A 24,802-nucleotide genomic window follows, 5' to 3' on the forward strand; every position below is an offset into this window, starting at 1 on the left:
TCAGCCCAGGGCCTTCGGCCACGCGAGCCTGGTCTTGCGGCGGCGACCGCGCAACTGCACCTCGTCGCCGGAGATCCACTGCTTCTGTTCGTCGTCGTCGGCGAAGTACAGGGCGCTGCCCGAGGCCAGGACGCGGCCCGGATGTTCCTTCGCCAATTCGGTGAGCCGCGAGGCCTCGTTCACCGGATCGCCGATCACCGTGTACTCGAAGCGATTCGCGGCGCCGATATTGCCGGCGACGGCGAGGCCGGCCGAGACCCCGATGCCGATATCCAGGCCCTGCACCTCACGCAGCGCCTCCCGCAGATCGCGGGCCGCGGCCAGCGCGGCGGTCGGCGCGTCCGGACGGTCCAGGGGCGCACCGAAGATCGCCAGCGCGGCGTCGCCGACGAACTTGTTGATCAGGCCGTTGTGCCGGTCGACCACGTCGACCACCACCCGGAAGAATTCGTTGAGCAGGCTGACCACCTCGGTGGGCGGATGCTCGGCGGCGGTGGCTGTGGAGCCGACCATATCGACGAACAGCACGGCCACGAACCGGGTTTCACCACCCAGTTCGGTGCCGTACTCCAGCGCTCTGCGGGCCACTTCCTCGCCGACGTGCTGGCCGAACAGTTCCTGCAGTTCGCGGCGCTGCGCGGCCTCTTCCATCATGCGGTTGAAACCGACCTGCAGCAGGCCGATCTCACTGCCGTCGAAGACCTCGACCTGCACATCGCGCGCACCGGCCTGGACCCGGTTGATCGCGCGGGACAGCTGACGCACCGGATCGGAGATGCTCGCCCCGGTGAGCATCGACAGCGCCAGCGCCTGCATGATCACCACGCCACACAGCAGCAGAATCGAGATGGCCAGCGACTGCGCCGAGAAGTGCACCTGCGAGGTGATCTGGGTGACGCACAGCAGCACGATCGCGATGGTCGGCGCGAACGTACCCATACCCCACGTCATCGCCATGCGGGTGCCGACACCGGGGGTGAGGGTGTGATCGAAGGTGCCGGTGGTCAGCGCGTGCGCGGCGACCGGCCGCAGAATCCGCTCACCCAGCATGTATGTGAAGCCGAACACGATGGTGGCGGCCATACATTCGGTGACGATCACCGCACCCGCGAGCTCGGGAGTTTCCACGATGATCCGCGCGGCCAGCACCGCACCGCCCACCAGCCACAACAGCAGGTGCAGGATGGACTGCCGCAGCGGTGCGTGCAGGGCCGCCATCTGTTCCTGGCGACTGGGCGGCCCGCCGCGCATCTGCCAGCGCATCACCGGGCGCAGCATCAACGCCGAGGCGGTGACGCTCAGGAATCCGCCGATCGAAAAGACCAGCGCCGGAAGCAGCAGACCGGCGCGGCGCAATCCGTTCGGCGTGCCCTCGGGCGCGGGCAGCCCGTACTGGATGAACGCGTAGACCAGGACCGCACCGAAGGCATTGGCCGCCAGCATGGATGCGAGGTACAGCGGCCAGCGCGTTCGCATGGTCTGTTTGACCGCTTCCAGAGGCGCTGACACGTTGACCAATCTAGCGGGGCGCGGCGTAGGTCACCGGATTCGGGCGGAGCGGACACGTGCCGGTTGCGTCCCCGGCCGATAGGCTCGCGGCGTGAGTGGGGACAGCAAGACCTCCGGGAATCCGGCCGAGCCTGCCCCGGCGGGCGTCGCATCGGCGGCTACGGGCCGTACCGCATCCGGTCGCGGGCGCGAGCGCACCGCCGCCGACTCGGTGCATCCACTGGTGCGCCAGGGCGCCGAATGGTGCTGGCGACTGTTGATCATCCTGGTGGCGGTGCTGGCGGTCGCCTATCTGGCGCACAAGCTGACCACGGTCGTCATTCCGGTCGCGATCGCCCTGCTCGCGGCGGCGCTGCTCTCGCCGCTGGTGGATCTGCTGCAACGCCTCGGAATGCCGCGCGGTATCGGCGTATTCGTGGCGCTCGTCGGATCGCTGGGCTTGCTGGCGGGGATCTTCACCTTCGTCATCGAGCAGTTCATCACCGGTGTGCCGCAGCTGACCGACGAATTCAAGACCAGCATCCATACCGTGCAGGACTGGCTGATCAACGGGCCGCTGCATCTGAGCAACGATCAGATCCGCAACGGCGGCAATACGATCATCAAAACGCTGGAGGCCAATCAGGATTCGCTGACCAGCGGCGCGCTGACCACCGCCGCCGCGATCGGCGAATTCCTCACCGGCGCCTTCCTGACGCTGTTCATCCTGATCTTCTTCCTCTACGGCGGCGACCAGATCTGGAATTTCGTGACCCGGATCGTGCCCACCCCGCAACGCGAACGGGTGCGCACGGCCGGGCGGCTCGGCTTCGGCACGCTGATCGGATTCGTGCGCGCCACCGTCGTGGTGGCGGCTGTCGACGCCATCGGCATCGGCGCCGGGCTGGCGATTCTGAGTGTGCCGCTGGCCCTTCCGCTGGCATCGCTGGTGTTCATCGGCGCCTTCGTCCCGATCGTCGGCTCCCTGCTCGCGGGGTTCATCGCGGTCTTCCTGGCCTTGATGACGAAGGGTTTCGTCACCGCGCTGATCGTGCTCGGCATCACGGTGGCGGTGATGCAGCTGGAAGGCCATGTGCTGCAACCGTTGTTGCTGGGCCGCGCGGTGCGCATCCATCCGCTCGCGGTGGTGCTGGCGATCACGGCCGGCGTGGTGCTGGCCGGTATCGCGGGCGGTCTGCTGGCGGTGCCGTTCGTCGCGGTGATGAACACCGCGATCCGCTCGCTGCTGGCCGGCAGCCCGGAAGAGCTGTATCAGGAACTCAATACCGGCGAACCGGGGGAGCCGATGTTCCACGCCGATCCCGACCGGCCCGATCTGGATCGGTATCGACCGGCCGAATCGCGGTCCGATGCGGGCGGCGGTGAGGCGGACGAAGACTGAGTCCGTGGGCGCCGCGCCGCCCGCCGACTCGACCGTGCCCGGACCGACGGCCGCGACCGCGCCGCTGTGGCGGGCTGCACAGGTGTTTCGTCTGGTCACGATGCTCTATGCGGTGGGCCAGCGTTCGCCTCGGTGTCGTCCTACCAGCGGCAGCCGCTGAGCTGGGTGCTGATCGGCATTCTGGTGTTCTGGTCGGTCGTCTCGGCGCTGTGGCTCTCGCGCTGGTCGGTCACCGGGTGGGAGCGCCGTGCGGTGGTGATCGGTGATCTGGCGGTCGCCGTCGGGTTGATGGCGGCGACCCGGCTGGTCGCCGACTACCCCTGGTATCACGGGACGGCACCGAATGGGAATTCCGGATTCCATGCGACGGGGAGCACCGATGAGCGCATCGGAAGACGCGGCGGGCGACCAGGCTGAGCGTCAGCCACCGCACGGTCGAGAACCATGTGCAGGCGACTCTGCGCAAACTGCAGCTCGGCAACCGGGTCGAACTCACCCGATACGCCATCGAACAGGGCCTCGAACAGGGGCCGGATCAGGGATTGCCCTGATGTGCTCGGGCGGCGGCGTCGGTAGCCTCGTGGACATGGGTGGTGAGACCGTTTCCGCCCCGGGGTCCGCGGGAACCGGGGGAGCCGTGGGTGACCGTGACCTGCGAGTATCGGATACCGAGCGCGAACATGTCGGAACCCTGCTGCAGCGCGCGGTCGGGTTGGGCATGCTGTCGCTGGGCGAGTTCAGCGAGCGCATGGATACCGCGCTGGCCGCCAAGACGCGCGGCGAACTCAACGCCGTCCTGATCGACCTGCCCGGGATTCGCCTTGCGGGACAACCGAATCCCACTCAGCCGACCGCCGCGACCGGGTCGGCTCCGACATGGCGGTGGGGTGCCCCTGGTGGACGCACCGACGCGGAAACCGCGATTCGTCCGCGGCTGTCCGGCGTCACCCGCAAGGGCCCGTGGCAGGTGCCGCCGTCGCTGTACGTCAACAGCTACCTCTCCGGCGTCACCCTGGATTTCACCCAGGCCGTGATGTCGACCCAGGTGGTCGAGATCCGGGTCGACGATTTCTGCAGCTCGCTGACCATGATCCTGCCCGGTGAGGCGACCGTCGACCTCAACGGCGTGGAGCTGATCGGCTCCAGCGCCAACAACAAGGTGCGGACCGGCCCGCCGATCGGACCGCTGCACGTCATCGTGCACGGGCGCAGCCGGTTCAGCTCGATCACCGCGAAACATCCGTTCGGCGTGCAGTGGAAGAAGCTGATGTCGGGATTCTGATCGCTACTCGACGACCTCGCCGAGTCCGATCATGTTGCCCTCGCTGTCGCGGAACCACGCACCCCGTTCCGCACGTCCCTTACTCGGGTAGTTCCCCTCGATCTCCATGATCCCGCCGACCGTGCCCGGATACTCCTCGAACACGACGCCGCGCTCCCGCAGGGCGGCCACGGTGGCCTCGATATCGTCGACGTAGAACGCCAGCTGGGTGAAGGAACCGTCGGCCGCTCCGGCCGACGCGAACAGGCAGAACACTCCTGCCGCCCCCTCGTAGCGCAGTCCGCCCGGCCGTTCTTCCACGGGGTTCAGCCCGAGTTTTTCGGCGTACCAACGCCGTGCTCGTTCCAGATCCTGTGTGGGTACCCGTGCCTCGATCCGCGCGGAGTTCAGCATGGGGGCATGGTAGAGCCTCGGGCGCGGGCTGGTACGGGAACCTCCGGCCCGCGCGCGGGGATCAGTCCCGGTTCTGGCGGCGCAGCAGTTCGTTGACGCTCACCGTGCGGCCGCTGGTGCGGTGCTTACCCTCGTCGTCGGGATCGGCCGGTTCCGGCTCGGGGCGGCGGCGGGACGAGCGGAGGTCCGCCATCCACTGTTCGATGTTGTTGCGGTTGTCTCCGCCCGGTCCAGCGGGGTGGTCGGCCGGATCTCCGGAGGCATCGGATTCGGCTGCGGGCGTGGGATTTTCGCGCTCCGGCGCCGTCGACGCCGCGGTTTCCCCGGCATCGGACGTGGTCTGCTGCGGACCGTGCGACATCGCCGAGTCGAGGTCTCCTCGGGGCTCCGGAGGGGGAGCGTTGTGGCCGCCGGCCGGTGGCCGGTTTCCCGGATTCGCGGGTTCGTGCAGTTCCTGGGTCGCCTCCGCGTCCTTCGGCTCCCGGGGCAGACCGGGGGGTAAACTGCCGCGCCCGGATTCCGGTGTCCGCGTAGGCGAATGGCGCATGCCGTCGGGCGGGATCCGCCGCGGCGGCTGCACGGCGGGCGGGCGTCCTTCGGGGGCGACGCGCTGCGTCCGGTCGGCCCCCTGCTGGGGGCGTCCGGCCGGTTCGGCCCATCCGGAGCCGTGCCCGGTCGGTGCGGACGCACCAGGGGCGCCCTGCGGACTCGCGGTGTGTCCGGAGCCGTCGGGAGCGGCGGGCGGTCCGCTGTGGCCGGGGCGTCCGGCGTCCGGCGTCTGCCCGGGTCCCTGGGCGGGCGGCTGTCCCGGGTGGTACGGCGGGGCGTCCGGACGATAGAGCTGGGCGCGGACCGACGGATGCGGCGGCAGCTTCGACGGTTTCGGCGGCAGGACCCGCGGCGTGGTGCCGACCGGTGCGGTCGGCGGCACCGAATCGGTGGCATCGGGGGCGGTGTCCGGGGCGGGCACGGTCCGAGGCGGCATACCGGGGCGCACGACCTGCGGCGGCCGCACCACGCCACGGTTCGGCGCGGTATCCGAACCGGGCAGCGAAACCGAGGGCGGTGCCGAAGGTGCTTGCGGCACATGGGGTTCGGGAGTGCCGGCACGATCCGCCGGTCCGGCGCTCTGCGGATAGCCCGGATTCGACACTCCCGGCGGCGTGCTGGTGGCGCGCGGCGGGACCGGTCCGGGATTCGCCGCGGGGCGCCCCGGCGTCGAGGCCGGTTCGGACGTTCCCGCGCCACGGCCCGCCTCGTCCCCGGCGGAGGGACCGGCGCCGATGACACCGGAACCGCCGGATGCGCGCGGCGGCTGCGGGCGGGCCGGCGGGGGCAGCACCCGGGAGGAACGGATGCCCGGCGTTTGCGGCGAGGTTGACGAGCGACCACCCTCCAGACCCGCCGGAGCGGCGTCGGCGGAGCCCGAGGCGGCAGGCGGTGCCTGATTCGCGGTGCCATCCGAGGCGTCGTCGCCGTGGTCGTCGGGCGAGGCATTGCCCGAATCGGCCGACGGCGCATCTGCGCCGGAGTCCGACCGGCGGAAGCCGAAACGCTTGCGCTTCGGGGACTTCTCGGTCTTGCCCGGCTTCTCGGTCTTGTCCGGCTGCTCCGATGCGGACGAGTCGGACTTCTGGGTCCCGGCGTCCGAGGAAGCAACGGATTCCGCCGCCCGCCGTTCCGCCGGCTCGCCGGTCCGCGTCGTGGGCCCCCCACTCCGCGACGCCGACGGCTCGGAGCCCTCGGCCCGGGTCGGTTCGGAACTCTCGGCGCGAGACCGGTCGGTGCCCTTGGCTCGTGACTGCGCGGGGCTCTCGGCCCGCGGCGCCGTGGGGCTCTTGGCGCGAGTCGCGCGCGCGGAGGTGCCTGCCGCGGACGGATCGATGCGATCCAGCTGCTCGGTCGGTGCCTCCGGATCGACACGCAGGAACTTCAACCGCCGCGGCTTGCGCGGACCCTTCGGCGTGCCGTCGGGCAGCTGCGGCAGCTGCATGGTCACGGGATCGGTTACCGGTGTGGTCTTGACCAGGTCGACGACCTCGCCGGTGCCGGGACGCTCGTCGTCGAGAATGGGTTCGCCCAGGCCGATGCGCTGCTGAATGCGCTTCATCCAGGCCGGGGCCCACCAGCAGTCGTCGCCCAGCAGTTTCATGGTCGCGGGAACGAGCAGCATGCGCAGCACGGTGGCGTCGATGAACAGCGCGGCCATCATGCCGTAGGCGATGTACTGCATCATCACCAGATCGGAGAAGGCGAACGCACCGACGACCACGAGCAGGATCAGCGCCGCCGCGGTGATGATGCGACCGGTCTGCGCGGTTCCGCTGCGCACCGACTCGGTGGTGCTCGCGCCCTGGGCGCGTGTTTCCACCATGCGGGAGAGCAGGAAGACCTCGTAGTCGGTGGACAGGCCGTAGATCACCGCCATGATCAGCACCAGCACCGGCGACATGATCGGCTGCGGCGTGAAATTGAGCAGTCCGGCGCCGTGGCCGTCGACGAAGATCCAGGTCAGAATGCCGAGCGTGGACCCGAGCCCCAGGGCGCTCATCAGCGCCGCCTTGATCGGCAGCACCAGCGATCCGAAGGTCAGGAACATCAGCAACGTCGTCACGAAGACGACCAGCACGATCATCAGCGGCATGCGATCCAGCAGCGAATCGATGCTGTCCTGCATCAGCACCGGCTGCCCGCCGACCATCAGATCCACGTCGTCGGGGACGTGGATCGAGCGCAGGTAGGCGATCGTGTCCTCGACGTTGGCGTCCGGCGCCATGGTCGCCTCGGACACCCAGACGTCGGAGCCGTTCGGCGGGATGCCCGGGGTACCGAACGGATCGGTGAGCCCGGGGGCGCCGCTGGCCTCGTCGAGAATGGCCTTGATCTCACTGGTGTTCTGGGTGGTGATGACCAGCTGGATCGGGTCGGTCTGGCGCAGCGGGAAGATCTCGTCGAACTTCTCCTGCGCCATGCGGGTCGGATTGTCCGGCGGCAGATAGGTTTCGCTGATACCGCCGAACTTCAGGTTCTTCACCGGAATGATCAGCAGCAGCAGGATGATGCACAGCGGCACCGCCACCTTCAGCGGATGCTTCATCACCCACTGCGTGGTGCGGCCCCAGAAACCGTTCTCCACCTCTTCGGCGGTCTTGGTCTTGCGGAACCGCTTGAATCCCAGTGCATCCACGCGCGGTCCGAGAATGGACAGCAGCGCGGGCAGGATGGTGAGCGAGGCCAGCGCGGCCAGCAGTACGGTCGCGATGGTGCCGTAGGCCACCGACTTCAGGAAGCCCTGCGGGAACAGCAGCATGCCGGCGCTGGCGGCGATGATCATGGTCGCCGAGAAGGTGACCGTGCGTCCGGCGGTCATCACCGATCGGCGCACGGCCTGGCGGGTGGTGTAGCCCTCGGCCAATTCCTCGCGGAACCGGCTGACTATGAAGAGTCCGTAGTCGATCGCCAAACCCAGGCCGATCATCGAGACCACGGCCCCGACGAACGAGTTCACCTCGGTGACGTGGGTGATCGCCATGACGATCCCGTTGGCGCCGAGGACGGTGAGCCCGCCGATGATCAGCGGCAGGGCCGCGGCGACGATACCGCCGAAGATGAAGAACAGCAGGATCGCGACGGCCGGAATGGCCAGCATCTCCATGCGCTTCTGGTCGGAGGCGATGGTGTCGTTCAGCTCTCCTGCGACCGGCTGCATGCCCGCGAGCTGGACGTCGACGCCCGGAATGTAGAAGGCGTTCTTGACCGCGCGGTAGTTGTTCATCGTGGTCGTGTCGTCGTCGCCCTTGATGGCGACGGACGCGAACGCGTACTTCTTGTCCTTGCTACCGGTGGCCGACGCGCTCCAATCGCCGGTCTCGGTCTTCCAGTACGCGACGTTGACCTTGCTGATCTGGTCCGGATGTTCCCGGGGCAGGCTGTTGAGATTGTCGGTGATCTTCCGCCCGAACTCCGGATCGTCGATGGTCTTACCGTCGGGCGCGGTGTAGAGCGCGATCACATCGGACATGTGATCGCGGCCGTAGACCTCGTCCTTGAGCACCGCGGCCTGCGAGGACTCCGCTCCGGGGTCGAACCAGCCGCTGGAGCTCAGGTGGTTTTCCAGACCGAATCCGTACGCCCCCAGGGCGAGAAGTGCGGCCACCGCTACACCCAGCACGGTGTAGCGGAACTTGTGGACCAGCTCGCCCCAGCGGGTGAACACTAAGCGACTCCTTGAGCGGGGCGGGAGGTGAGCAGTGCGGACAGCGGCCGGAAGGGCTGCAGCCAGGCTCCCTCGTCGGGCAGCGAGTCGAGGCTGACCCGGGGCAGCGGTTCACGGAACACGCCCGGGATGTCCTCGAGGTCGACGAAATCGAGGATATCGGACGTGACAGCCCAACTCGCGTGCTCGCGGAATCCGAGCACCTGGACCGGAACCCCGGTCGCCGCGACCTCCTCGAGCGGTTCGCGGAAGGCCTGACCGTCCGCGGAGGCCACCATGATCCCCGCGAGACCGGCTCCGCCACGGCGTAACTGGATATGTGCCAGCATGTCGCTGTCGACGTCGGAATCCTCATCGATCTTCGGTTTCGCGAAGACGGCGTAGCCGACGTTGCGTAGCGCCTCGACCCACGGACGCACCACATCGGCGGTCCCGGGGGCGATATTGGTGAAGACGGTGGCCTCGGGTTCGATGCGCTGCGTGCTGCCGGCCGACAGCTCGGCGGTGCGGGCCAGCAGCCAGCGGCCGAGTGCGTCGAAGCGCGGCCGGTAGGCCGCGGTGGGACGGCCGCCGAGGATGGCGCCCAGGCCCATATCCAGATTCGGCGCGTCCCACACCAGCAGCACCCGTCGCACCCCGGTGGGTTCGGCGACCGGCGTCGCGGGGGTCGCCGCACCGGCGACGACGTCCGAGTCGTCGCCGCGCACTGTTCCGGCAACCTCGTCGGCCGCCTGGGCCATCTCCCTGAGACTCATAGCTAGATCTTCCCCCAAATGAACTCGGTGATGGCGCTTCCGGCTCGATGCGCCTTGCTCTCGAACTTCGTCACCGGGCGTTCGAGGCCGATCACCGTATCGGTTCCGGGGTGTTCCGCATCGCCGCCGGTGGCCTCGTTCAGGCCTACGAGCTGCGGTTCTCCCGCGCCCACCTCGGCGATGTGTTCGGCGTAGCCGGCATGGTCGGTGGCCACGTGCAGAATTCCGCCGCGCTGCAGGCGGCTGGCGATCAGGGTCATCGTCGCGGGCTGCAGCAGTCGGCGCTTGTGGTGGCGCGCCTTCGGCCAGGGGTCCGGGAAGAAGACTCGCACACCTGCTAGCGAATCCTTGGCAATCATGTGCTCGAGGACGTCGACGGCATCGCCGCGCAGCAGCCGGATGTTCTCGATGCCTTCCCGCTCGATCCGCTGCACGAGCTGGGCGAGGCCGGGTTTGTACACCTCGATGCCGATCAGGTCGAACTGCGGCTCGGCCTGGGCCATCGCCGCGGTCGCGGTCCCCGTGCCACAGCCGATCTCGATGATCAGCGGCGCGGTCCGGCCGAACCAGGCGGCGGCGTCGAGCGGTTCGTCGCTCACCTCGCGGCCGATGCGTGGCCACATCCGCTCCCAGGATTGCTGCTGGGTCGCGGTCAGCGCGCCACGACGCGAGCGGAAGCTCGTTACCCGTGGGTAGAGGCGGGAAGGCTCACGCTGGGGGCCAGGGCCTTCGTGGTTACGCAAGCTGCCGCCTCCGGCCCCGTCGCTACCAGCTGTATCTTCGCGCTGTTCGCGGGGGCCTTCGTGGTTACGCAAGCTGCCGCCTCCGGCCCCGTCGCTACCAGCGGTGTCGTTCGCGGCGTCGTTCACGGCGTCCATTGTCCAGTATTCGATGATCAGGGCCGCAATCGACCGCGTCGAGGAGGGAAATCCCGGGTCAGGCCGTGTTGCCGAGAGGTGTGGAGCCCGGCGTCAGGCGGCGAGCGGCTGCTCGTCGGGTAGTCGCGGTTCGCTCTGCTTGCCCAGCGGCAGGCCCAGGAGCATCCGGCCCGCGGTACCGGCCAGCTCGACCAGTCCGCGCCAGCGCGACGGGGACGCCACGACCGACCAGACGGTCCGCGTGTCGGTGTCGGCGTCGGTGACCGGGAGGCCGGCGATGCGGTCGGCCAGCCAGTCCAGAGTCAGGGGCGTAGCCAGCGGTAAGAGCGTGAAGTGGTCGCTCAGCCGGTCGCGCAGGTAGCCGACGGCGGCGCCGCCCGCGCGATAGCGCTCGACCTGCGCATCGATACACGACACGTCGATGATGCGATCGTGCAGCGGCTGGATCACCAGGATCGGACAGTGCGGGGTGTGCTGTCCGAGGCGCATATCGTCGAACATGTCGCACATCGCGGGGGTGCTCAGCACCTCCTCCAGTGGCCGGTCGAGGTATTTGCTCACGTCCTGGCCGGCCAGCCGGGCCAGCGCCACGATCGGCGGCAGCTGGGCGGCGCGCTCGAGCAGTCGTTCCCCGGCGGTGCTGATGCGGCCGTCGAGAACCTCCCCCAGCGCCGGATACACCTGGCGCAGCGCCGAGATCACGATCGCCGGGAAGCCGGCGTAGCGGCCGCCGTTCAGCCGGATGAACACCTCACCCGGGTCGCCGACCGGCGCGCCGAGTACCGCGCCGGCGATGGTCAGTTCGGGCGCATACGTGGGAGCCATCTCGACCAGCCACGATCCGGCCATCCCACCCCCGGAATAGCCCCACACCACGACCGGTGTGTCGATACCGAGCCCCAGCGGGCGGAAGTGCATGGCGGCGCGAATGCCGTCGAGGGAGCGGTAGCCGGGTTCACGGGGCGCGCCGAAACGGCCGTCCGGCCCCTCGTGATCGGCGATGCTCACCGCCCAGCCGCGCCGCAGCGCGTTGGCGACGAGCAGCAGTTCGAGCTGGGTGATCGAGCCCGGGACGACGGCCCCGCGGCGCAGGGCGTAGGAGGGTGCGCATCGCTCGCTGACGGCGTCGATCGCCGATTCGAAGGCCAGCAGCGGGCGGCGTTCGCCCGGTTCGGCATCGGCGGGCAACAATACGGTGGTTACCGCGACCTCCGCACGACCGTGCAGGTCGTTGCTGCGGTACAGCAGTTGCCATGCCGTCACGCGCTGCGGAATCAGGCCCAGCAGCGCGATCCGCACGGGACGGCTGCGCAGGACGGTTCCGGGTGCGTGCGTGGCGATGTCGGCGGGTGCGCGATAGAAGGGGTCCTGCGACGGCGGCAGCGGCCGATCGTTCTTCGTCGCGACGGCGGTGCCGTCGTCACCGATGACGTCCACACTGACGCTCATCGCAACCTCCTTCGGATCCACGGGACCGGCGCACAGGCGCACGGCCGACCGGGTTCCACACCGCCGAGGCCGCGCACCGGCGGTGCCGCCGGCGGCTTCAGCGTAGGTGATCGAATCCGCGACCCGTTAGTCCGACACTGTCGAATTATGCTGTGACACAAGCACAACCACCGTTTTGCCGGAAACATTCCCAATTCCGCCGTCAGTACCGCTCACCGGTGGCGTCCGTCGCGGTGTGCGCCATCGTCGCCGGTCACGGGCTCGGGCAAGCCGTTTCGTGTGATCGATGACACATCTCGGTGTGGCACAACGGCGATCGGACGTGCCGGTGAATCCGCGGTCGATGCCGACAACGGGCGTGTCTTCTGACAGAATTTGCCGCTGGAAGGGGGTATCACCTGTGTCGAGAGCCACTGCAACCAGCGCTTCGCCGGGCTTCGTGAACGACCACGGCGGGCCCACACCGGAACTCGAGCAACTCATCGCCACGGTGCGGATCGGCGCCGGGTCCGCGCCGGGAATCGCCGATCAGCTGGCGAGTGCGGCCGTGGTCTTCCGGCGGCCGCTGCGGATTCAGGTCACCGGCCGGGCCGGTGCCGGAAAATCGACCCTGTTGCGGGCATTGGCCCTGATGTCGGCCGAGGAGACCGCGCCGGTGGATCAGCCGGGCGTGCCGGATCCGGTGCTCGACGCCGATCTCGTCGTCTATGTCCTCGCGGGTTCGCTGCAGGCCGCCGATCGCCGCGTTCTCGAATCCTTGCGGCCCGACACCACGATGGTCGTACTCAACAAGGCCGATGCCGTGGGCTCGCGCTGGGGCGATGCGGTGGTGGCCGCCGATCAGGCGGCGCACGGGCTGGGTGTACCGGTCGCCCCGATGGTCGCCGAACTCGCGGTCCGCACCCGTGCGGGCACACCGAGCGACGACGATCTGCGCACGCTGCGCCGCCATGCGGCAGGTGGTGGCGCCGAGCTCACGCTCTCCCCGGAACTGTTCGTCGACCGATCGGCCGGGCCCGACGTGGCCGATCGCCGGGCGCTGCTGGAGCGCTGGGGCCTGCACGGGGTGAGCTGCGCGCTGGTGGCACTGCGCTACGAACCGGAGCTGGGACCGCAGCAGTTGCTGCAGTTGCTGCATGCCGTGAGCGGGATCGATCCGGTGCACGCGCGCCTGCATCAGCGCTACGAGCAGATCGCGGCCCTGCGTGGCGGCGATCTGCTCGACGATCTGGCTCGCATCGCCGCGCGCGCGATCCCGCAGGGTGACGGCGGGCGCGCCCGCGACCTGATCGAGGATTATCTGGCCGGGGACGAGGCGCTGTGGACCGCGCTGCAGGCCGGTCTGGCCCGCCCGGAGGCCCGCCATCTCGCGGCCGGATATCCGTCCGCGACGCCGGCGGACGCCGACGACGCGCTGGTCCGCGCTCAGCGCTGGCGCGCGGTGGCGGCCAGCGATATGCCGGCCGCCGCCCGCCGCGCCGCGATCCGGTTGCACAACGGATATATGCGGATGTGGGAGCGGATGAGCAGTGCCGGACTGTGAGGTACCCGGTGCGCCGGTCGAGCTGAACGGCCGGCGGGCGGGCGTCACCGCCGGTGTGGATCCCGAGGTGCTGGCCGTCGTCGAGCGGTGGAATCCGCAGGGCGGCGCGCTGCTGCGCGCGGTTCCGGCCGAATCGGGCCCGAATTCCGCCGCGCCGCACGGATCTACGGCTGCGGACTCGGAACCTGGTGTGGCACAGCCTGTTCCGGTGACCGTCATCGGTCCGGACGACGCCAACACCACGCTGCTGCGCACCGAACTGTCCCGCTTCGAACCGCGCGTGGCACTCACCGATCCGGTCACCGACCCGGCAACCCTGCTCGCCGCCACCGATTTCGGCCCCGGCAGCGGTCCGGCGGTGGCGCTGGTGCTGGTGGATCCCGGCGCCGCGGTCGGCGCCGCACTGCTCGACCCGGTGGCGCGCTTGCAGGCGGTGGGAACGCGAATCCTGTTCGCCATGAACGGAGTTCACGCTCATCCCGACTGGCGCTCGGTACTGGATCGCGATACCGCCATGCTGGCCCGGGCACTCGGCGCCGAGCCCGAGATCCTCCCGGTCTCGGCGCGGCTGGCCGTCGCGGGCCGAGGCAACGGCGATGCCGCGCTGCTGGATCGCTCCGGCCTGGCCGCACTGCACGCCCAGCTCAGTGCCGCGGTCGGGGTCCGGGGCGGCCCCGACCACCTGGCCGGCGTCACCGCACGGGTGCTCGCCGATACCCGTGCCCGGGTACTGGGCCAGATCGAGGCACTGCGCTCGGGCAGTACGGTCGCCGCCCTGCGCGCCGAACGCACCGCCGCGCTGGCCGGTCGCGACGGTGGCCGCGCGCAGGCCCTGGCCGCTCTGCGCAACCGGCTGCAGCTGGCCCGGGTCGATCTGACGCACGAGGTGGGCCTGCGCGTCCGCACCGTCAATGCCACCGCCCGTGCCGATCTGGACCGCCTCGACCGCCGCTCGGTGCGGGGCTATCCCGAGCTTCTGCAGGCGGCGGTGAATCAGGCCACCGCCGAATTGGACGCCGTGGTGCGCCACCGCCTGATCGAACTCGCCCGCCAGATCGAGGCCGTGGCAGGTTCGGAACCGCAGCCCGCGTTCGCCTCGCCGCCGACTCCGCCGACCGATCCCGCACCCCGGGTCGGCCCCGATCCGGAGCGCCGCCATCGCGGTGTCGAGGATCGATTGATGATCGCCCTGGGCGCATCGGCGGGTTTCGGCCTCGGCCGCTTGATCGTTGCGCCGTTGTCGCTGGTGCCGGCGTTGGATTATGCGACCGTGCCGGTCACCCTGGCCCTCGGCGCGGGAGTCGCGTGGTGGGTGGTGCAGGCCCGGGGGCATCTGGCCGATCGGGCACATCTGCGGCAATGGGTGACCGATGTGCTGGTCAACGTGAAGGCCCAGCTCGAGCAGCGGGTGGCGACGGCCCTGGTGGAGGCCGAGTCCGAGCTGACCGAACAGGTGGTGCGCGTGAGCACCGCGCGCATGGTGGAGGCCGATCGCCGGGTCGCGGAGCTGGAGGCGCAACTGCGCCGCACCGCATCCGAACAGCCCGCTCGAGTGGCCGCCTGCGAACGCGATCTGGCGATCCTGGAGGCCGCGGTCGCCGGGTGATTCCGCCCGGTCGCGGTTTGCTCATCCCGCACAGCGGGGGTGCCGCCGAGGTGGGAAGGTTTCGGCCGGGTCCCGAGTGAGCAACCCCATGCCGTACCGACCGTCACATCGCGTTAACCTCTTTACTTAAGGAATCCGGGTGTCCGTCTCGTTCTCGTACGCCGCCCAGCCGGGGCGCGCTGTTCGGTGAGCCGGCGGATGTCCACAGCCAACGGCGGCCTTCCTGGTGTTGAAAGCTGTTTCGGCAGCTTTCCGGCCCGCCGCTCATCTCAGGAGAGTTTTCATGACCTCAGCGACCATTCCTGGTCTTCACGGATCCGATGGCACCGCGCCGACCAAGCATGCCGGACTGCTCGCCTGGGTGCAGGAGGTCGCAGAGCTCACCCAGCCGGAGCGGGTCGTGTGGGCCGACGGCTCCGATGAGGAATGGGACCGGCTGACCACCCAACTGGTCGAGGCCGGCACCTTCCAGAAGCTCAACGAGCACAAGAAGCCGAATTCCTTCCTCGCGCTGTCGGACCCCTCCGACGTCGCCCGCGTCGAGTCGCGCACCTTCATCTGTTCGCGCACCGAGGCCGACGCCGGCCCGACCAACAACTGGGTCGACCCGAACGAGATGCGCGCCACCATGACCGAGCTGTACCGCGGCAGCATGAAGGGCCGCACCATGTACGTGGTGCCGTTCTGCATGGGCCCGCTGGGCGCCGCGGATCCGAAGCTGGGCGTCGAGCTCACCGATTCCGAATACGTCGTGGTGTCGATGCGCGTGATGACCCGCATGGGCAAGGCCGCGCTGGAGAAGCTGGGCACCGATCGCCCGTTCGTGAAGGCGCTGCATTCGGTGGGCGCGCCGCTGGCCGAGGGCCAGGCCGATGTCCCCTGGCCGTGCAACGACACCAAGTACATCACCCACTTCCCCGAGGATCGCGAGATCTGGTCCTACGGTTCGGGCTACGGCGGCAACGCGCTGCTGGGCAAGAAGTGCTACTCGCTGCGCATCGCCTCGGCGATGGCGCACGACGAGGGCTGGCTGGCCGAGCACATGCTGATCCTCAAGCTCATCTCCCCGGAGAACAAGAACTACTACGTCGCCGCCGCGTTCCCGAGCGCCTGCGGTAAGACGAACCTGGCGATGCTGCAGCCGACCGTCCCGGGCTGGCGCGCGGAGACGCTGGGTGACGACATCGCGTGGATGCGCTTCGGCGAGGACGGCCGCCTGTACGCGGTGAACCCGGAGTTCGGCTTCTTCGGCGTCGCCCCCGGCACCAACCACAAGTCGAATCCGAATGCGATGTCGACGCTCGAGGCCGGTAACACCGTCTACACCAACGTCGCCCTGACCGACGACCGCGACGTCTGGTGGGAGGGACTCGAGGGCGAGCCCGACCACCTGATCGACTGGAAGGGTAACGACTGGTACCTGCGCGAGACCGAAACCCTTGCCGCACACCCGAACTCGCGTTACTGCACGCCGATGTCGCAGTGCCCGACGCTCGCCCCGGAATGGGACGACCCGCAGGGCGTGCCGATCTCGGCGATCCTGTTCGGTGGCCGCCGCAAGACCACGATCCCGCTGGTGACCGAGTCCTTCGATTGGCAGCACGGCGTCTTCATGGGCGCCACGATGTCGTCCGAGCAGACCGCCGCGGCCGAGGGCAAGGTCGGCAACGTGCGCCGCGATCCGATGGCCATGCTGCCGTTCATGGGCTACCACGTCGGTGACTACATGAACCACTGGATCAACCTGGGCAAGAACGCCGACGCCACCAAGTTGCCGAAGATCTTCTACGTCAACTGGTTCCGTCGCGGCGACGACGGCCGCTTCCTGTGGCCCGGATTCGGCGAGAACTCCCGCGTGCTGGAGTGGATCGTCAACCGGATCGAGGGCAAGGCCCAGGCCGAGGCCACCGCGATCGGCAATGTGCCCACGGCCGGCGATCTGGACCTCGAGGGTCTGGACGTCGATCCCGCCGACGTCGACGCCTCGCTGAAGGTCGACCTCGACGAGTGGCGCAAGGAGATCCCGCTGATCGAGGAGTGGTTCGAATTCGTCGGCGAGAAGCTGCCGTCCGGCGTGCGTGACGAATTCGAGGCGCTCAAGCAGCGTCTGGGCTAGTCGGAGGGCCGGCCGGGGGACGGCCGGTCCCCACGAACGCCGAAAGCGAGCCGCCCGCACCGTCTTTGCGACGGGGCGGGCGGTTTCGTCATTTCCGCCGTTCCGCGTGCGGAATGGCGCGCTTGTCCTATTCTGAATGTGTTCTGCATCTCACGAATACTCCCCGCGGTTGCGGGGAATTAACTACTCGGCTGAACTGACTGCTTGCAGGTGCTCGTGGATTCCGTTGTCTGGCCGACCGGTCGGGGTATGTGGGAGGTGGGTGTGGGCATGACCGAACTCGGGTTCGATGCTGTCTCGGGATTAGCCGGCGCGCGATGGGCCGATCCGGAGGTGGATTTCGCGCCGACAGCGGCGAGTACGCCGCTGCAGCGTGCCGCAGCCCGGTTGCAGGCCGTACTGCCGCCCGGGTGGCAGGTCGAGATAGACCTGGCGGCACCGCGCCCGCACGGAGATCCGCAGCCGGTGCTGCGAGTCCGCTTGTCCGAGAACTGATTCGGCGCGTCTTCCCCTGCGTCACGTACTACGCGCAGCGGACATCCCGGACCGATCGCCCAGTCGCGAGGCGCGAAATACTACCTCGCGGTTCGCTTTTCGCAAAACGCACTATTGCGTTTCCTGCGATTGCAGAGCATGCTTAGAGCAAACATTTGTCGGACGATTTTACAGATGCAATCGCAGGGGAGTCCGAATCATGGCGGTGCAAGTGGTCGGCCGATCGCTGATGACCAGCGATCAGACCCCACATCAGGCAAGGTCCGTCGGTACCGGGGGCTGGGTGGTGTCCTTCCTGCCCGGCCGGACCTTGACGCTCGAACAGGCGGCGGCGGCGCTGCAGGCGGCCGAGGCGGTGGCGGCGGTCCGCTCACTCGCCAACTGCGTCGGCCTGACCCCGCTGGAAACCGTCGGCCTGGCCATGCAGGAGCCGCCGTGGAGTGAGCCCGCTCGGCGCACCCGGCGGCGGGGGTGGCTGGAGTAGATCCCGATGCGGCCTCAGCGCAGGGGTTTGGCCGCGACGACGACCAGATTGCTGACCAGGAGTTCCCGCACGCCCGGTAGGCGCGTCACCCACCACGCCCAGCGCGGGTGGTAGCGGGGGAAGGTGGCGAGGATCTGGGCCCGGCCCCCGGTTTCGCGCGCCCATCGCAGCCCGTCGGCGGCGGTGACGGCGAACAGGGAGCGGCCGAAGCGGTTCTTGGGCTGCTTTCCGGTGCGCCGGGTGTAGCGCCGCGCCGCGTATTCACCGCCGAGGTAGTGCCACGGTCCCGTTTCGTGGCCGCCGAACGGTCCGAGCCACACCGTGTAGGACAGCACCATCAGGCCGCCAGGTTTGGTGATGCGCAGCATCTCGTCGGCCATCACCCACGGCTGCGGCACATGTTCGGCGACATTCGACGACAGGCAGATGTCGACGGCGTCGTCGCGGATCGGCAGCGCCATCCCGGATCCGCGCACCGCGCCGGCGACGGTGAGCCCGGCGGCGTGCATCTCGGTGGGATCGGGTTCGATCGGCAGATAGCGCGCGCCCGCCGCCGCGAATTCGTCCGCGAAGTACCCCGGACCCCCGCCCACGTCGACGACCACGGTGCCGCGGAGGTCCCGTCCGGTCAGATCCCGATAGAAGTCGGCTACGAGGTCGGCGGTGTCGGTGGCGATACCGCCGTAGAACCGGGCCGGGTCGGTTTGTTCGAAGCGGAAACTGCCCAACAGGCGCAGTGAACGGCGAAGGGTGGCCCGGCGCGCGAAGCGGGGACGCGGTCCGGTTGCGTCGGATCGAAGCATGGCCGCGCCAGTCTATGCGGCCACCGCGGCGACCCGGAACGGCCGTCGGCCGCTATGGTGGAGCCCACTGTCGTCCGACGTGAACGATCTGGAGAACTGCCGTGCCCGAAACCGGCCCCCGCGAGCGCGCTGCGATGGCGCAGCTCTGTGGGCCCGGCGGCGAGAACGAGATGCGGCCGGGTGCGGACGTACGCGAAGTCCTGCTGCTGTGCTGGCGCGACACCGGACATCCCCAGGGTGGGGGAAGCGAGCGGTACCTGGAGCGGGTGGGTGCGCAGTTGGCGGCGCGCGGGGTGAAGGTGACGCTGCGGACCGCGCACTATCCGGGTGCGGCGCGCCGGGAACGCATCGACGGCATCGAGGTCAGCCGCGCGGGCGGGCGTTTCACGGTCTACCCGCGAGCGCTGGCCGCCATCGCGGCCGGGCGGCTGGGGTTCGGCCCGCTGCGCGGGTTGCGGCCGGATGCGGTGATCGACACCCAGAACGGCATTCCGTTCTTCGCCCGGACGGTCTCCGGCGCGCCGTCGGTGGTCCTGGTGCATCACGGCCACCGTGAGCAGTGGCCGGTGGCGGGCCGGGTGGTCGGGAGGATCGGGTGGTGGATCGAATCGCGACTGTCGCCCCGGATCCATCGGCGCGATCAGTATCTGACGGTATCGCTGCCCTCCGCGGAGGAACTCGCCTCGCTCGGGGTGGACGCGACGCGAATCGCGGTGGTGCGCAACGGCGCCGAGCCCGTGCCCGCGCAGTCCCCGACCGGCGCCGCGACGACCCGCACCCCGTATCCGAGCATCGTCGTGCTGTCGAGGCTGGTGCCGCACAAGCAGATCGAGGACGCACTGGACGTGGTCGCGGGTCTGCGTGACCGGCTCCCCGGCCTGCGCCTGGATGTGATCGGTGACGGCTGGTGGGCCGCCAACCTGAAGAAGCGTGCGCACAGCTCGGGCATCGCCGACGCGGTCGATTTCCACGGTTACGTCGACGAAGCGCGCAAGCACGAATTGCTCTCCCGCGCTTGGGTTCAGGTACTGCCCTCCCGCAAGGAAGGGTGGGGCCTGGCGGTCATCGAGGCGGCGCAGCACGGTGTCCCGACCATCGGCTACCGCAGTTCCCGGGGGCTCACCGATTCGATCGTCGACGGTGTGACCGGGGTGCTGGTGGACGACGCCACCCAGCTGACCGACACCGTGGGTGAACTACTCGCCGACCCCGAGGGACGAACGGTGATGGGAGAGAAGGCGCGTGCGCGAGCTCGCGAGTTCTCCTGGGAGCAGACGGGCAACGGCGTGAGCGAAGTTTTGGCCGCCGCCGCTCGGGGACGATTCGTCTCGGGACTGGTCACGGGGCGTGCGACGGTGGCGGCAGCGACCTCGGCGCCGCTGCGAGACGACCGGGTGGCCCCGACCCTTCGCTGATCGGCGAGCGATCATCTCCGGCACGGCCCGGCTGTCGATCGGTGCGCTTCATCGCCCACGTCGCCGGTCGACCAGGGCGGCCGCGAGCCCGGTCAGGAGCAGAGCCGCCCACAGCAGGTGCGCGGCGACGACCACGGCACGGTCGGTGGCGGTGGCCCGGGCCACATCTCGTGCGCCCGGTACGCGATAGAGCGTCAGATCGGCGTCGGAGTACACCGGCTGCAGCCGGCTCAGCGTGGTTCTCGCATCGCCGACCGCTCCCGGCGTGCGGTGTTCGACGAGTATCCAGCCGACGCCCTGGGCGGCGAGGTCGGCGGGGTCCGCGCCTCGGAGCAGCAGGTTCTCCACCCGCTGGGCCCGTGCGCCCTCACCCGCCACCACCTGCCCCCGGACGGGCAGCACACCCGTCTGCAGAACGTCCGACCGCAGCATGCGGGGCGCGGGATCCAGCACCGGAACCCTTCCGCTGTAAGGGAATACGCGGAAGATCCCGGCGGGCAACACGGCGACGTCGCCGGGGCCGTCGACCACCGCGGCCACCCGCTGCCACGCGGGCGGGTAGTGCACCGGTCGCAGCGCACCACCCACTCCCCAGGCCAGGTCGGGCAAGGTGAGGATCAGCGCGGCGATGAAGAGCACAGCGATAAGTGGTTGCACGGCAAGGGTATTCGGCCGCAGCGCGGTGCTGTCGGTGTGCGAGGGCTCGTCACCGGCGGCAGGAGATGTCAGCGCCGCGGGCGCGTCCGTGTGAACCGTGTCGGTGTGCGGCGCAGGTTGCCGCGCGAATTCCGGTGTACCGCGGCGGCGGAAGGAGGCGAGAGCGCGGCATCCCGCCGCAGCGCACAGGGCATATGCGGGCATCGCAAGGGCGACATACTTCTGGGTGTCGCGCAGCAAACCGGCACCGGGGATGCGCTCGATCAGGGATTCGCCGATCGAGAGACCCCATCCCGTCGCGCCCAGGGCCGGCAACAGGATGCAGATCGCGGCCAGCACCAGCAGCATTCGCCGTGGATAGCGCGTGGAGCGTTCGCCCGGCGCCGCGACCGCCCGCACCCCCGACAGGACGATCGCCAGCAGCACCAGGGTCGACAGCACCGCGAAAAGTGTTGTCCGAGAGCCGGGTACCGCCGCGCCGTTCCAGATTCCCCCTAGTCCGGCCAGGCTCCCCAGGGTGCCGAGCCCCGGCTCGGCCCGCGCGGCGAAGGCCGCCACGCCTGCCGGATCGGACGGTTCGGCCCCGCTGCCGGACAGCGCGGTGGCCACCAGCCACGGACCGGCGCTCACCAGCCACAGCGCCACCGCGCCGACCACATTGCGCCGCCCCACCGTGAGGATCGCCAGCAGACCCGCCAGCAGCGAACCGGTCGGCGTCAAACCCGCCGCGGCGAGTACGCCGCCCAGCATCGCCCACGGCACGGCGGTACGCACCCACCCCGGCCTCGCCCGGCCGCCGAACGCCTGTTCGGAGGTGTCTGTCCGCGGCCCGCGGTCGGCATCGGCCCCCGCCGTCGTGCTGCCCGCATCGTCCGGCCCGGACGCCGTGTCACCGTGCGATGTACGCGTCGCCGGATGAGCCTGTCCGGCGCCCGACCGCAACCGCTGCCCGAGGACAACCGTCCAGGGCAGCGCCGCATAGCCGGCGAGCAGGCTCCAATGTCCCTGCAGAAGGCGTTCGGCCACATAGGGATTCCAGATCGCCACCGTCGCGGCGACCAGCTGAGGCGCCAGGGACACCCGCAGCAGGCTGTGCGCGAGCCGGGCCGCGCCCCATCCGGCGGCCGCGAGCGCCAGCACCAGAATCGCCTTGACGACGATCCCTCCGTCCACCACCACCGACAGTGCGGCGAGCAATCCGTCCTGCGGAACAGCCCTCGGCGCCGCGTCGCCCAGCCCCAGAGCCGCATCGGTCGCGTAGGACCGCGGCGTGCTCACTCCGTCGCGCAGCAGCAGATATCCCGGCCCCGAGAGCGGACCGACGACGATCAGGGCGAGCGCGAGACTGTAGGCCAGGGGAACGATCCGGGCCCACATCGGCGCGGCGCTCGCCGGACGCAGCTGCGAGCTTCTGGTGTCGTCGCCGTGTTCTCGAGCCCCGGTCACGCTGAGTCACCCTACGTCGGCCGGAATGCCGGCCGTGGACGCCCGCCCGGGCACGCCCGCCTGGCTCCCTACACTTGCCCGCCGATCTGGTGCAGCAACGTCACATCGTCGAACACCGCCCGCGCTCCCGCGATCTTCCCGTCGCGAATCGTGTACAGGCCGAGCTGGGTGTACTCCACCGGCCGGTGGGTCGCGGGGACGCCGCGCAGCTCCGCGGAGTGGGTGCCGCGGATGGTGATGTGGGCCCAGACCCGGTCGTCCTCGCCGATCAGTTCGTCCACGGTGAAGGTGGCGTCCGGGAGCGCACGGAAATAGTCCAGCAGGAATGTCCGGTAGTCCGCCACGGTGAACCGGGCACGGCCGGTGCGGTCGGCGAGGGTCGGAAACGTGCAGTCCGGCGTGAAAAAATATGGTCTCACTGAGACGGTGTCAACGTGGCGAGACGGGGTTGTGCGATGGATCGATGCGCCGAATGCGGTTACGAGTACCGGCCGGACGAGGCACCGCGGGCCGCGACCGCGATCCTCGCCGGTGTCACCGAGCTGGCCGCCACGCTGAACGACTGCCCCGACGCGCGGCGCCGCCGGCTTCCGGAGCTGTGGTCGCCGTTGGAATACGGCTGCCACGTCCGGGACGTACTGCTCGTGCAGCGCGAACGCGTACTGCTGGCGCGTCGCACCGACCGCCCGGCCCTCGTCACCATGGGCCGGGACGAACGCGCCGATCACGACGGCTATGCCGAGCAGGATCCCGTCGACGTGGCTCAGGAACTGCTCGTCTCGGCGCGACTGCTCGCGAATGTTCTCGACCGCCTCGACGCCGACGACTGGAACCGGCGGGTTCTGTACAACTACCCCGATCGCGTCGAGCGCGAACTGCGCTGGGTGGCGGTCCACACCGTCCACGAGGTCCGCCATCACCTGCTCGACGTGCGGCGCCAGCTGGGGGACGAGGACTGAAACACTGGCTCGACGGCACCGCCGGTCGCGTACCGGCAGGCCTCGGCTGCGCCGGGTGGCGCGGAGGTGGGAGCATGGCGGGATGCCTGCCCTGCGCCGTCTACCCGTGGTCGCGGATATGACCCTGGTGACCGCTGGGGCCATGACCGCCAATATCGCCGGCTATCTGCTGCAACTGCTGGCCGGACGCTGGCTGGGTGTGGCCGGCTACAGCGCCTTCGCGAGTCTGCTGGCCGTGCAGTTGCTCGCCGCGGTGCCGGCGTTGGCGCTGCAGAACGTGGTCGCGCGGGAGTTGGTGCGTGGCGCCGCGGTGGCGACGGTGCGCGGCCTGACCCGGCGCTGCACGACGATCGTGGCGGTCGTCGTGCTCGCGCTCATACCCGCCGTCGCGGCGCTGTTGCACGTGAGCGCGGTCGCCGCGGGCGGGGCGCTGATCGCCGCGCCGGTCCTGGTGTTGCTGTCCGGCGAGCAGGGAATCCTGCAGGGAACGAACCGATTCCGTTCGCTCGCAATAGTTCTCGGCGGTTCGGCGATCGCCCGGGTCGCTCCGGCGCTGATCGCGCTGGCCATCGGCGCGGGTGCCGCGGCCGCGCTCTGGGGCGCCGCTCTCGGCTTGCTGGTCGCTACCACGGCGGCGAATCGGATCTCCCGGATCGCGCACTCGGCGCCGGATGCGGGTTCGAACCCGCTGCCACCGAACGCGACCGAAGTCGCCCGGGCCCCCGTCGAGGTCCGGAGCACCGGTGCGCGGATCGGCGCGGCACGGGCCGCCGATGTGACCGCGGTCCTGCGCGCGGCCCAGGTCCAGGCTGCCCTGATGGCGCTGTCGTCCGCGGATCTGATCATCGCCCGCATCGTTCTCGACGAGGCGGACGCCAGCCGCTACGCCCTCGGCGCGATCGCCACCAAGATCGCGTTCTGGCTCCCGCAGGCCGTCGGCGTCGTGCTGTATCCGCGGATGGCGCAACCGCAGCATTCCGTGCGCGCGCTGCGGTCCGCACTCGGCGTGCTGGCGGCGGTCGGCCTGGTCGCCGTGGCCGGCGCGGCCGTGCTGGCGCCGCTGGCCCCGCTGTTCGCCGGTCGTGACTACGCGCCGATCCAGGATCTGCTGTGGTTGTTCGCGCTGGCCGGCGCGCTGTTGGCGGTGCTGCAGGGAGCCCTGCTGTCGGCCATCGCCGCCGACCGCACCGCACCGGCCGCCGTCATCTGGGCCGGATTGGCGGTCGAAGTGGGCGTCGCCGTGCCGTTCGTGCGCAGCCTGCCGGCGTTGATCGCGCTGGCCACCGCCATCGTCGCGATCGTGACCACGCTGGTGGTCACCGTGGTGGTCCGGACTGTGCGCCGCGATCCGGGTGCTACGAATATCGCTGTGGGAGAGAAGCTTTCGCCGTTACCTACCGAGTGACGACGGGAGG

At 69.7% G+C, this 24,802-nt stretch carries 20 protein-coding genes and 1 pseudogene; 12 read left to right on the forward strand and 9 right to left on the reverse strand.

Annotation, left to right across the window (positions count from 1 at the left end):
• A complete protein-coding gene (locus AC5592_RS06970; protein ID WP_036507076.1) occupies positions 1 to 1,476 on the reverse strand; it encodes an adenylate/guanylate cyclase domain-containing protein in 1,476 nt (491 codons plus the stop codon).
• A gap of 244 nt (positions 1,477 to 1,720) precedes the next feature.
• On the opposite strand from AC5592_RS06970, the gene AC5592_RS06975 reads away from it, so the two are divergent.
• From AC5592_RS06975 to AC5592_RS06990, 4 genes and pseudogenes are all read left to right on the forward strand, one after another.
• Positions 1,721 to 2,890, forward strand: a complete 1,170-nt coding sequence (locus AC5592_RS06975) for an AI-2E family transporter (RefSeq protein ID WP_051025272.1) — start codon at positions 1,721 to 1,723, stop codon at positions 2,888 to 2,890.
• A 132-nt stretch (positions 2,891 to 3,022) separates the two neighbouring features.
• Positions 3,023 to 3,307, forward strand: coding sequence for a hypothetical protein (locus AC5592_RS06980; RefSeq protein ID WP_063063736.1), 285 nt, complete (start codon positions 3,023 to 3,025; stop codon positions 3,305 to 3,307).
• Positions 3,295 to 3,441 (forward strand): annotated as a pseudogene (locus tag AC5592_RS06985) (response regulator transcription factor); the annotation flags it as partial. The gene AC5592_RS06980 and the pseudogene AC5592_RS06985, both read left to right, overlap by 13 nt.
• 86 nt (positions 3,442 to 3,527) lie before the next feature.
• Positions 3,528 to 4,172, forward strand: coding sequence for a DUF1707 SHOCT-like domain-containing protein (locus AC5592_RS06990; RefSeq protein WP_157121652.1), 645 nt, complete (start codon positions 3,528 to 3,530; stop codon positions 4,170 to 4,172).
• Between the two features lie 3 nt (positions 4,173 to 4,175).
• Here AC5592_RS06990 and AC5592_RS06995 read toward each other — a convergent pair whose 3' ends face one another.
• The 5 genes from AC5592_RS06995 to AC5592_RS07015 all read right to left on the reverse strand — a co-directional run bounded on the left by AC5592_RS06995 (position 4,176) and on the right by AC5592_RS07015 (position 11,863).
• Positions 4,176 to 4,565, reverse strand: coding sequence for a VOC family protein (locus AC5592_RS06995; RefSeq protein ID WP_036506903.1), 390 nt, complete (start codon positions 4,563 to 4,565; stop codon positions 4,176 to 4,178).
• A gap of 61 nt (positions 4,566 to 4,626) precedes the next feature.
• A complete protein-coding gene (locus AC5592_RS07000) occupies positions 4,627 to 8,781 on the reverse strand; it encodes an MMPL family transporter (RefSeq protein WP_232329239.1) in 4,155 nt (1,384 codons plus the stop codon).
• A complete protein-coding gene (locus tag AC5592_RS07005; protein ID WP_036506901.1) occupies positions 8,781 to 9,536 on the reverse strand; it encodes an NYN domain-containing protein in 756 nt (251 codons plus the stop codon). The genes AC5592_RS07000 and AC5592_RS07005 overlap by 1 nt, the downstream gene beginning before the upstream one ends.
• Before the next feature lie 2 nt (positions 9,537 to 9,538).
• Complete coding sequence (gene trmB / locus AC5592_RS07010) at positions 9,539 to 10,351, reverse strand: tRNA (guanosine(46)-N7)-methyltransferase TrmB (protein WP_371507139.1); 813 nt, start codon at positions 10,349 to 10,351, stop codon at positions 9,539 to 9,541.
• Between the two features lie 156 nt (positions 10,352 to 10,507).
• Complete coding sequence (locus AC5592_RS07015; RefSeq protein WP_063063737.1) at positions 10,508 to 11,863, reverse strand: lipase family protein; 1,356 nt, start codon at positions 11,861 to 11,863, stop codon at positions 10,508 to 10,510.
• A 400-nt stretch (positions 11,864 to 12,263) separates the two neighbouring features.
• On the opposite strand from AC5592_RS07015, the gene AC5592_RS07020 reads away from it, so the two are divergent.
• From AC5592_RS07020 to AC5592_RS07040, 5 genes are all read left to right on the forward strand, one after another.
• Complete coding sequence (locus tag AC5592_RS07020; protein ID WP_232329240.1) at positions 12,264 to 13,406, forward strand: tRNA modification GTPase; 1,143 nt, start codon at positions 12,264 to 12,266, stop codon at positions 13,404 to 13,406.
• Positions 13,393 to 15,012 carry an amino acid adenylation domain-containing protein gene (locus tag AC5592_RS07025; RefSeq protein ID WP_232329241.1) on the forward strand — a complete coding sequence of 540 codons (1,620 nt, stop codon included), beginning with the start codon at positions 13,393 to 13,395 and terminating at the stop codon, positions 15,010 to 15,012. Before AC5592_RS07020 ends, AC5592_RS07025 begins: the two co-directional genes overlap by 14 nt.
• 283 nt (positions 15,013 to 15,295) lie before the next feature.
• The gene (locus AC5592_RS07030; protein WP_036506897.1) at positions 15,296 to 17,128 is read left to right on the forward strand and encodes a phosphoenolpyruvate carboxykinase (GTP); all 1,833 of its coding nucleotides are present in this window, start codon (positions 15,296 to 15,298) and stop codon (positions 17,126 to 17,128) included.
• Between the two features lie 270 nt (positions 17,129 to 17,398).
• On the forward strand, positions 17,399 to 17,623 hold the full coding sequence (locus AC5592_RS07035) for a hypothetical protein (protein ID WP_157121641.1): 225 nt from the start codon (positions 17,399 to 17,401) through the stop codon (positions 17,621 to 17,623).
• Between the two features lie 199 nt (positions 17,624 to 17,822).
• A complete protein-coding gene (locus AC5592_RS07040; RefSeq protein ID WP_036506885.1) occupies positions 17,823 to 18,107 on the forward strand; it encodes a hypothetical protein in 285 nt (94 codons plus the stop codon).
• 14 nt (positions 18,108 to 18,121) lie between these two features.
• Here the strand turns inward: AC5592_RS07040 and AC5592_RS07045 are convergent, their stop codons facing one another.
• Complete coding sequence (locus AC5592_RS07045) at positions 18,122 to 18,910, reverse strand: class I SAM-dependent methyltransferase (RefSeq protein WP_036506882.1); 789 nt, start codon at positions 18,908 to 18,910, stop codon at positions 18,122 to 18,124.
• A gap of 170 nt (positions 18,911 to 19,080) precedes the next feature.
• Here AC5592_RS07045 and AC5592_RS07050 point away from each other — a divergent pair, with 170 nt between their 5' ends.
• Complete coding sequence (locus AC5592_RS07050; protein WP_063063788.1) at positions 19,081 to 20,325, forward strand: glycosyltransferase family 4 protein; 1,245 nt, start codon at positions 19,081 to 19,083, stop codon at positions 20,323 to 20,325.
• A 48-nt stretch (positions 20,326 to 20,373) separates the two neighbouring features.
• On the opposite strand, the gene AC5592_RS07055 is transcribed toward AC5592_RS07050, so the two are convergent.
• Entirely contained in the window at positions 20,374 to 22,359 is a 1,986-nt protein-coding gene (locus AC5592_RS07055; protein ID WP_063063789.1) for a hypothetical protein, read from the reverse strand.
• Between the two features lie 137 nt (positions 22,360 to 22,496).
• Positions 22,497 to 22,847 carry an ester cyclase gene (locus AC5592_RS07060; protein WP_036506880.1) on the reverse strand — a complete coding sequence of 117 codons (351 nt, stop codon included), beginning with the start codon at positions 22,845 to 22,847 and terminating at the stop codon, positions 22,497 to 22,499.
• A 36-nt stretch (positions 22,848 to 22,883) separates the two neighbouring features.
• On the opposite strand from AC5592_RS07060, the gene AC5592_RS07065 reads away from it, so the two are divergent.
• Positions 22,884 to 23,387, forward strand: coding sequence for a DinB family protein (locus AC5592_RS07065; protein ID WP_084506451.1), 504 nt, complete (start codon positions 22,884 to 22,886; stop codon positions 23,385 to 23,387).
• Between the two features lie 82 nt (positions 23,388 to 23,469).
• Positions 23,470 to 24,792, forward strand: a complete 1,323-nt coding sequence (locus AC5592_RS07070; protein ID WP_063063739.1) for a hypothetical protein — start codon at positions 23,470 to 23,472, stop codon at positions 24,790 to 24,792.
• Positions 24,793 to 24,802: the final 10 nt, after the last annotated feature.

Source organism: Nocardia violaceofusca NBRC 14427, assembly GCF_963869435.1.
GTDB classification, from domain to species: Bacteria; Actinomycetota; Actinomycetes; order Mycobacteriales; family Mycobacteriaceae; genus Nocardia; species Nocardia aobensis.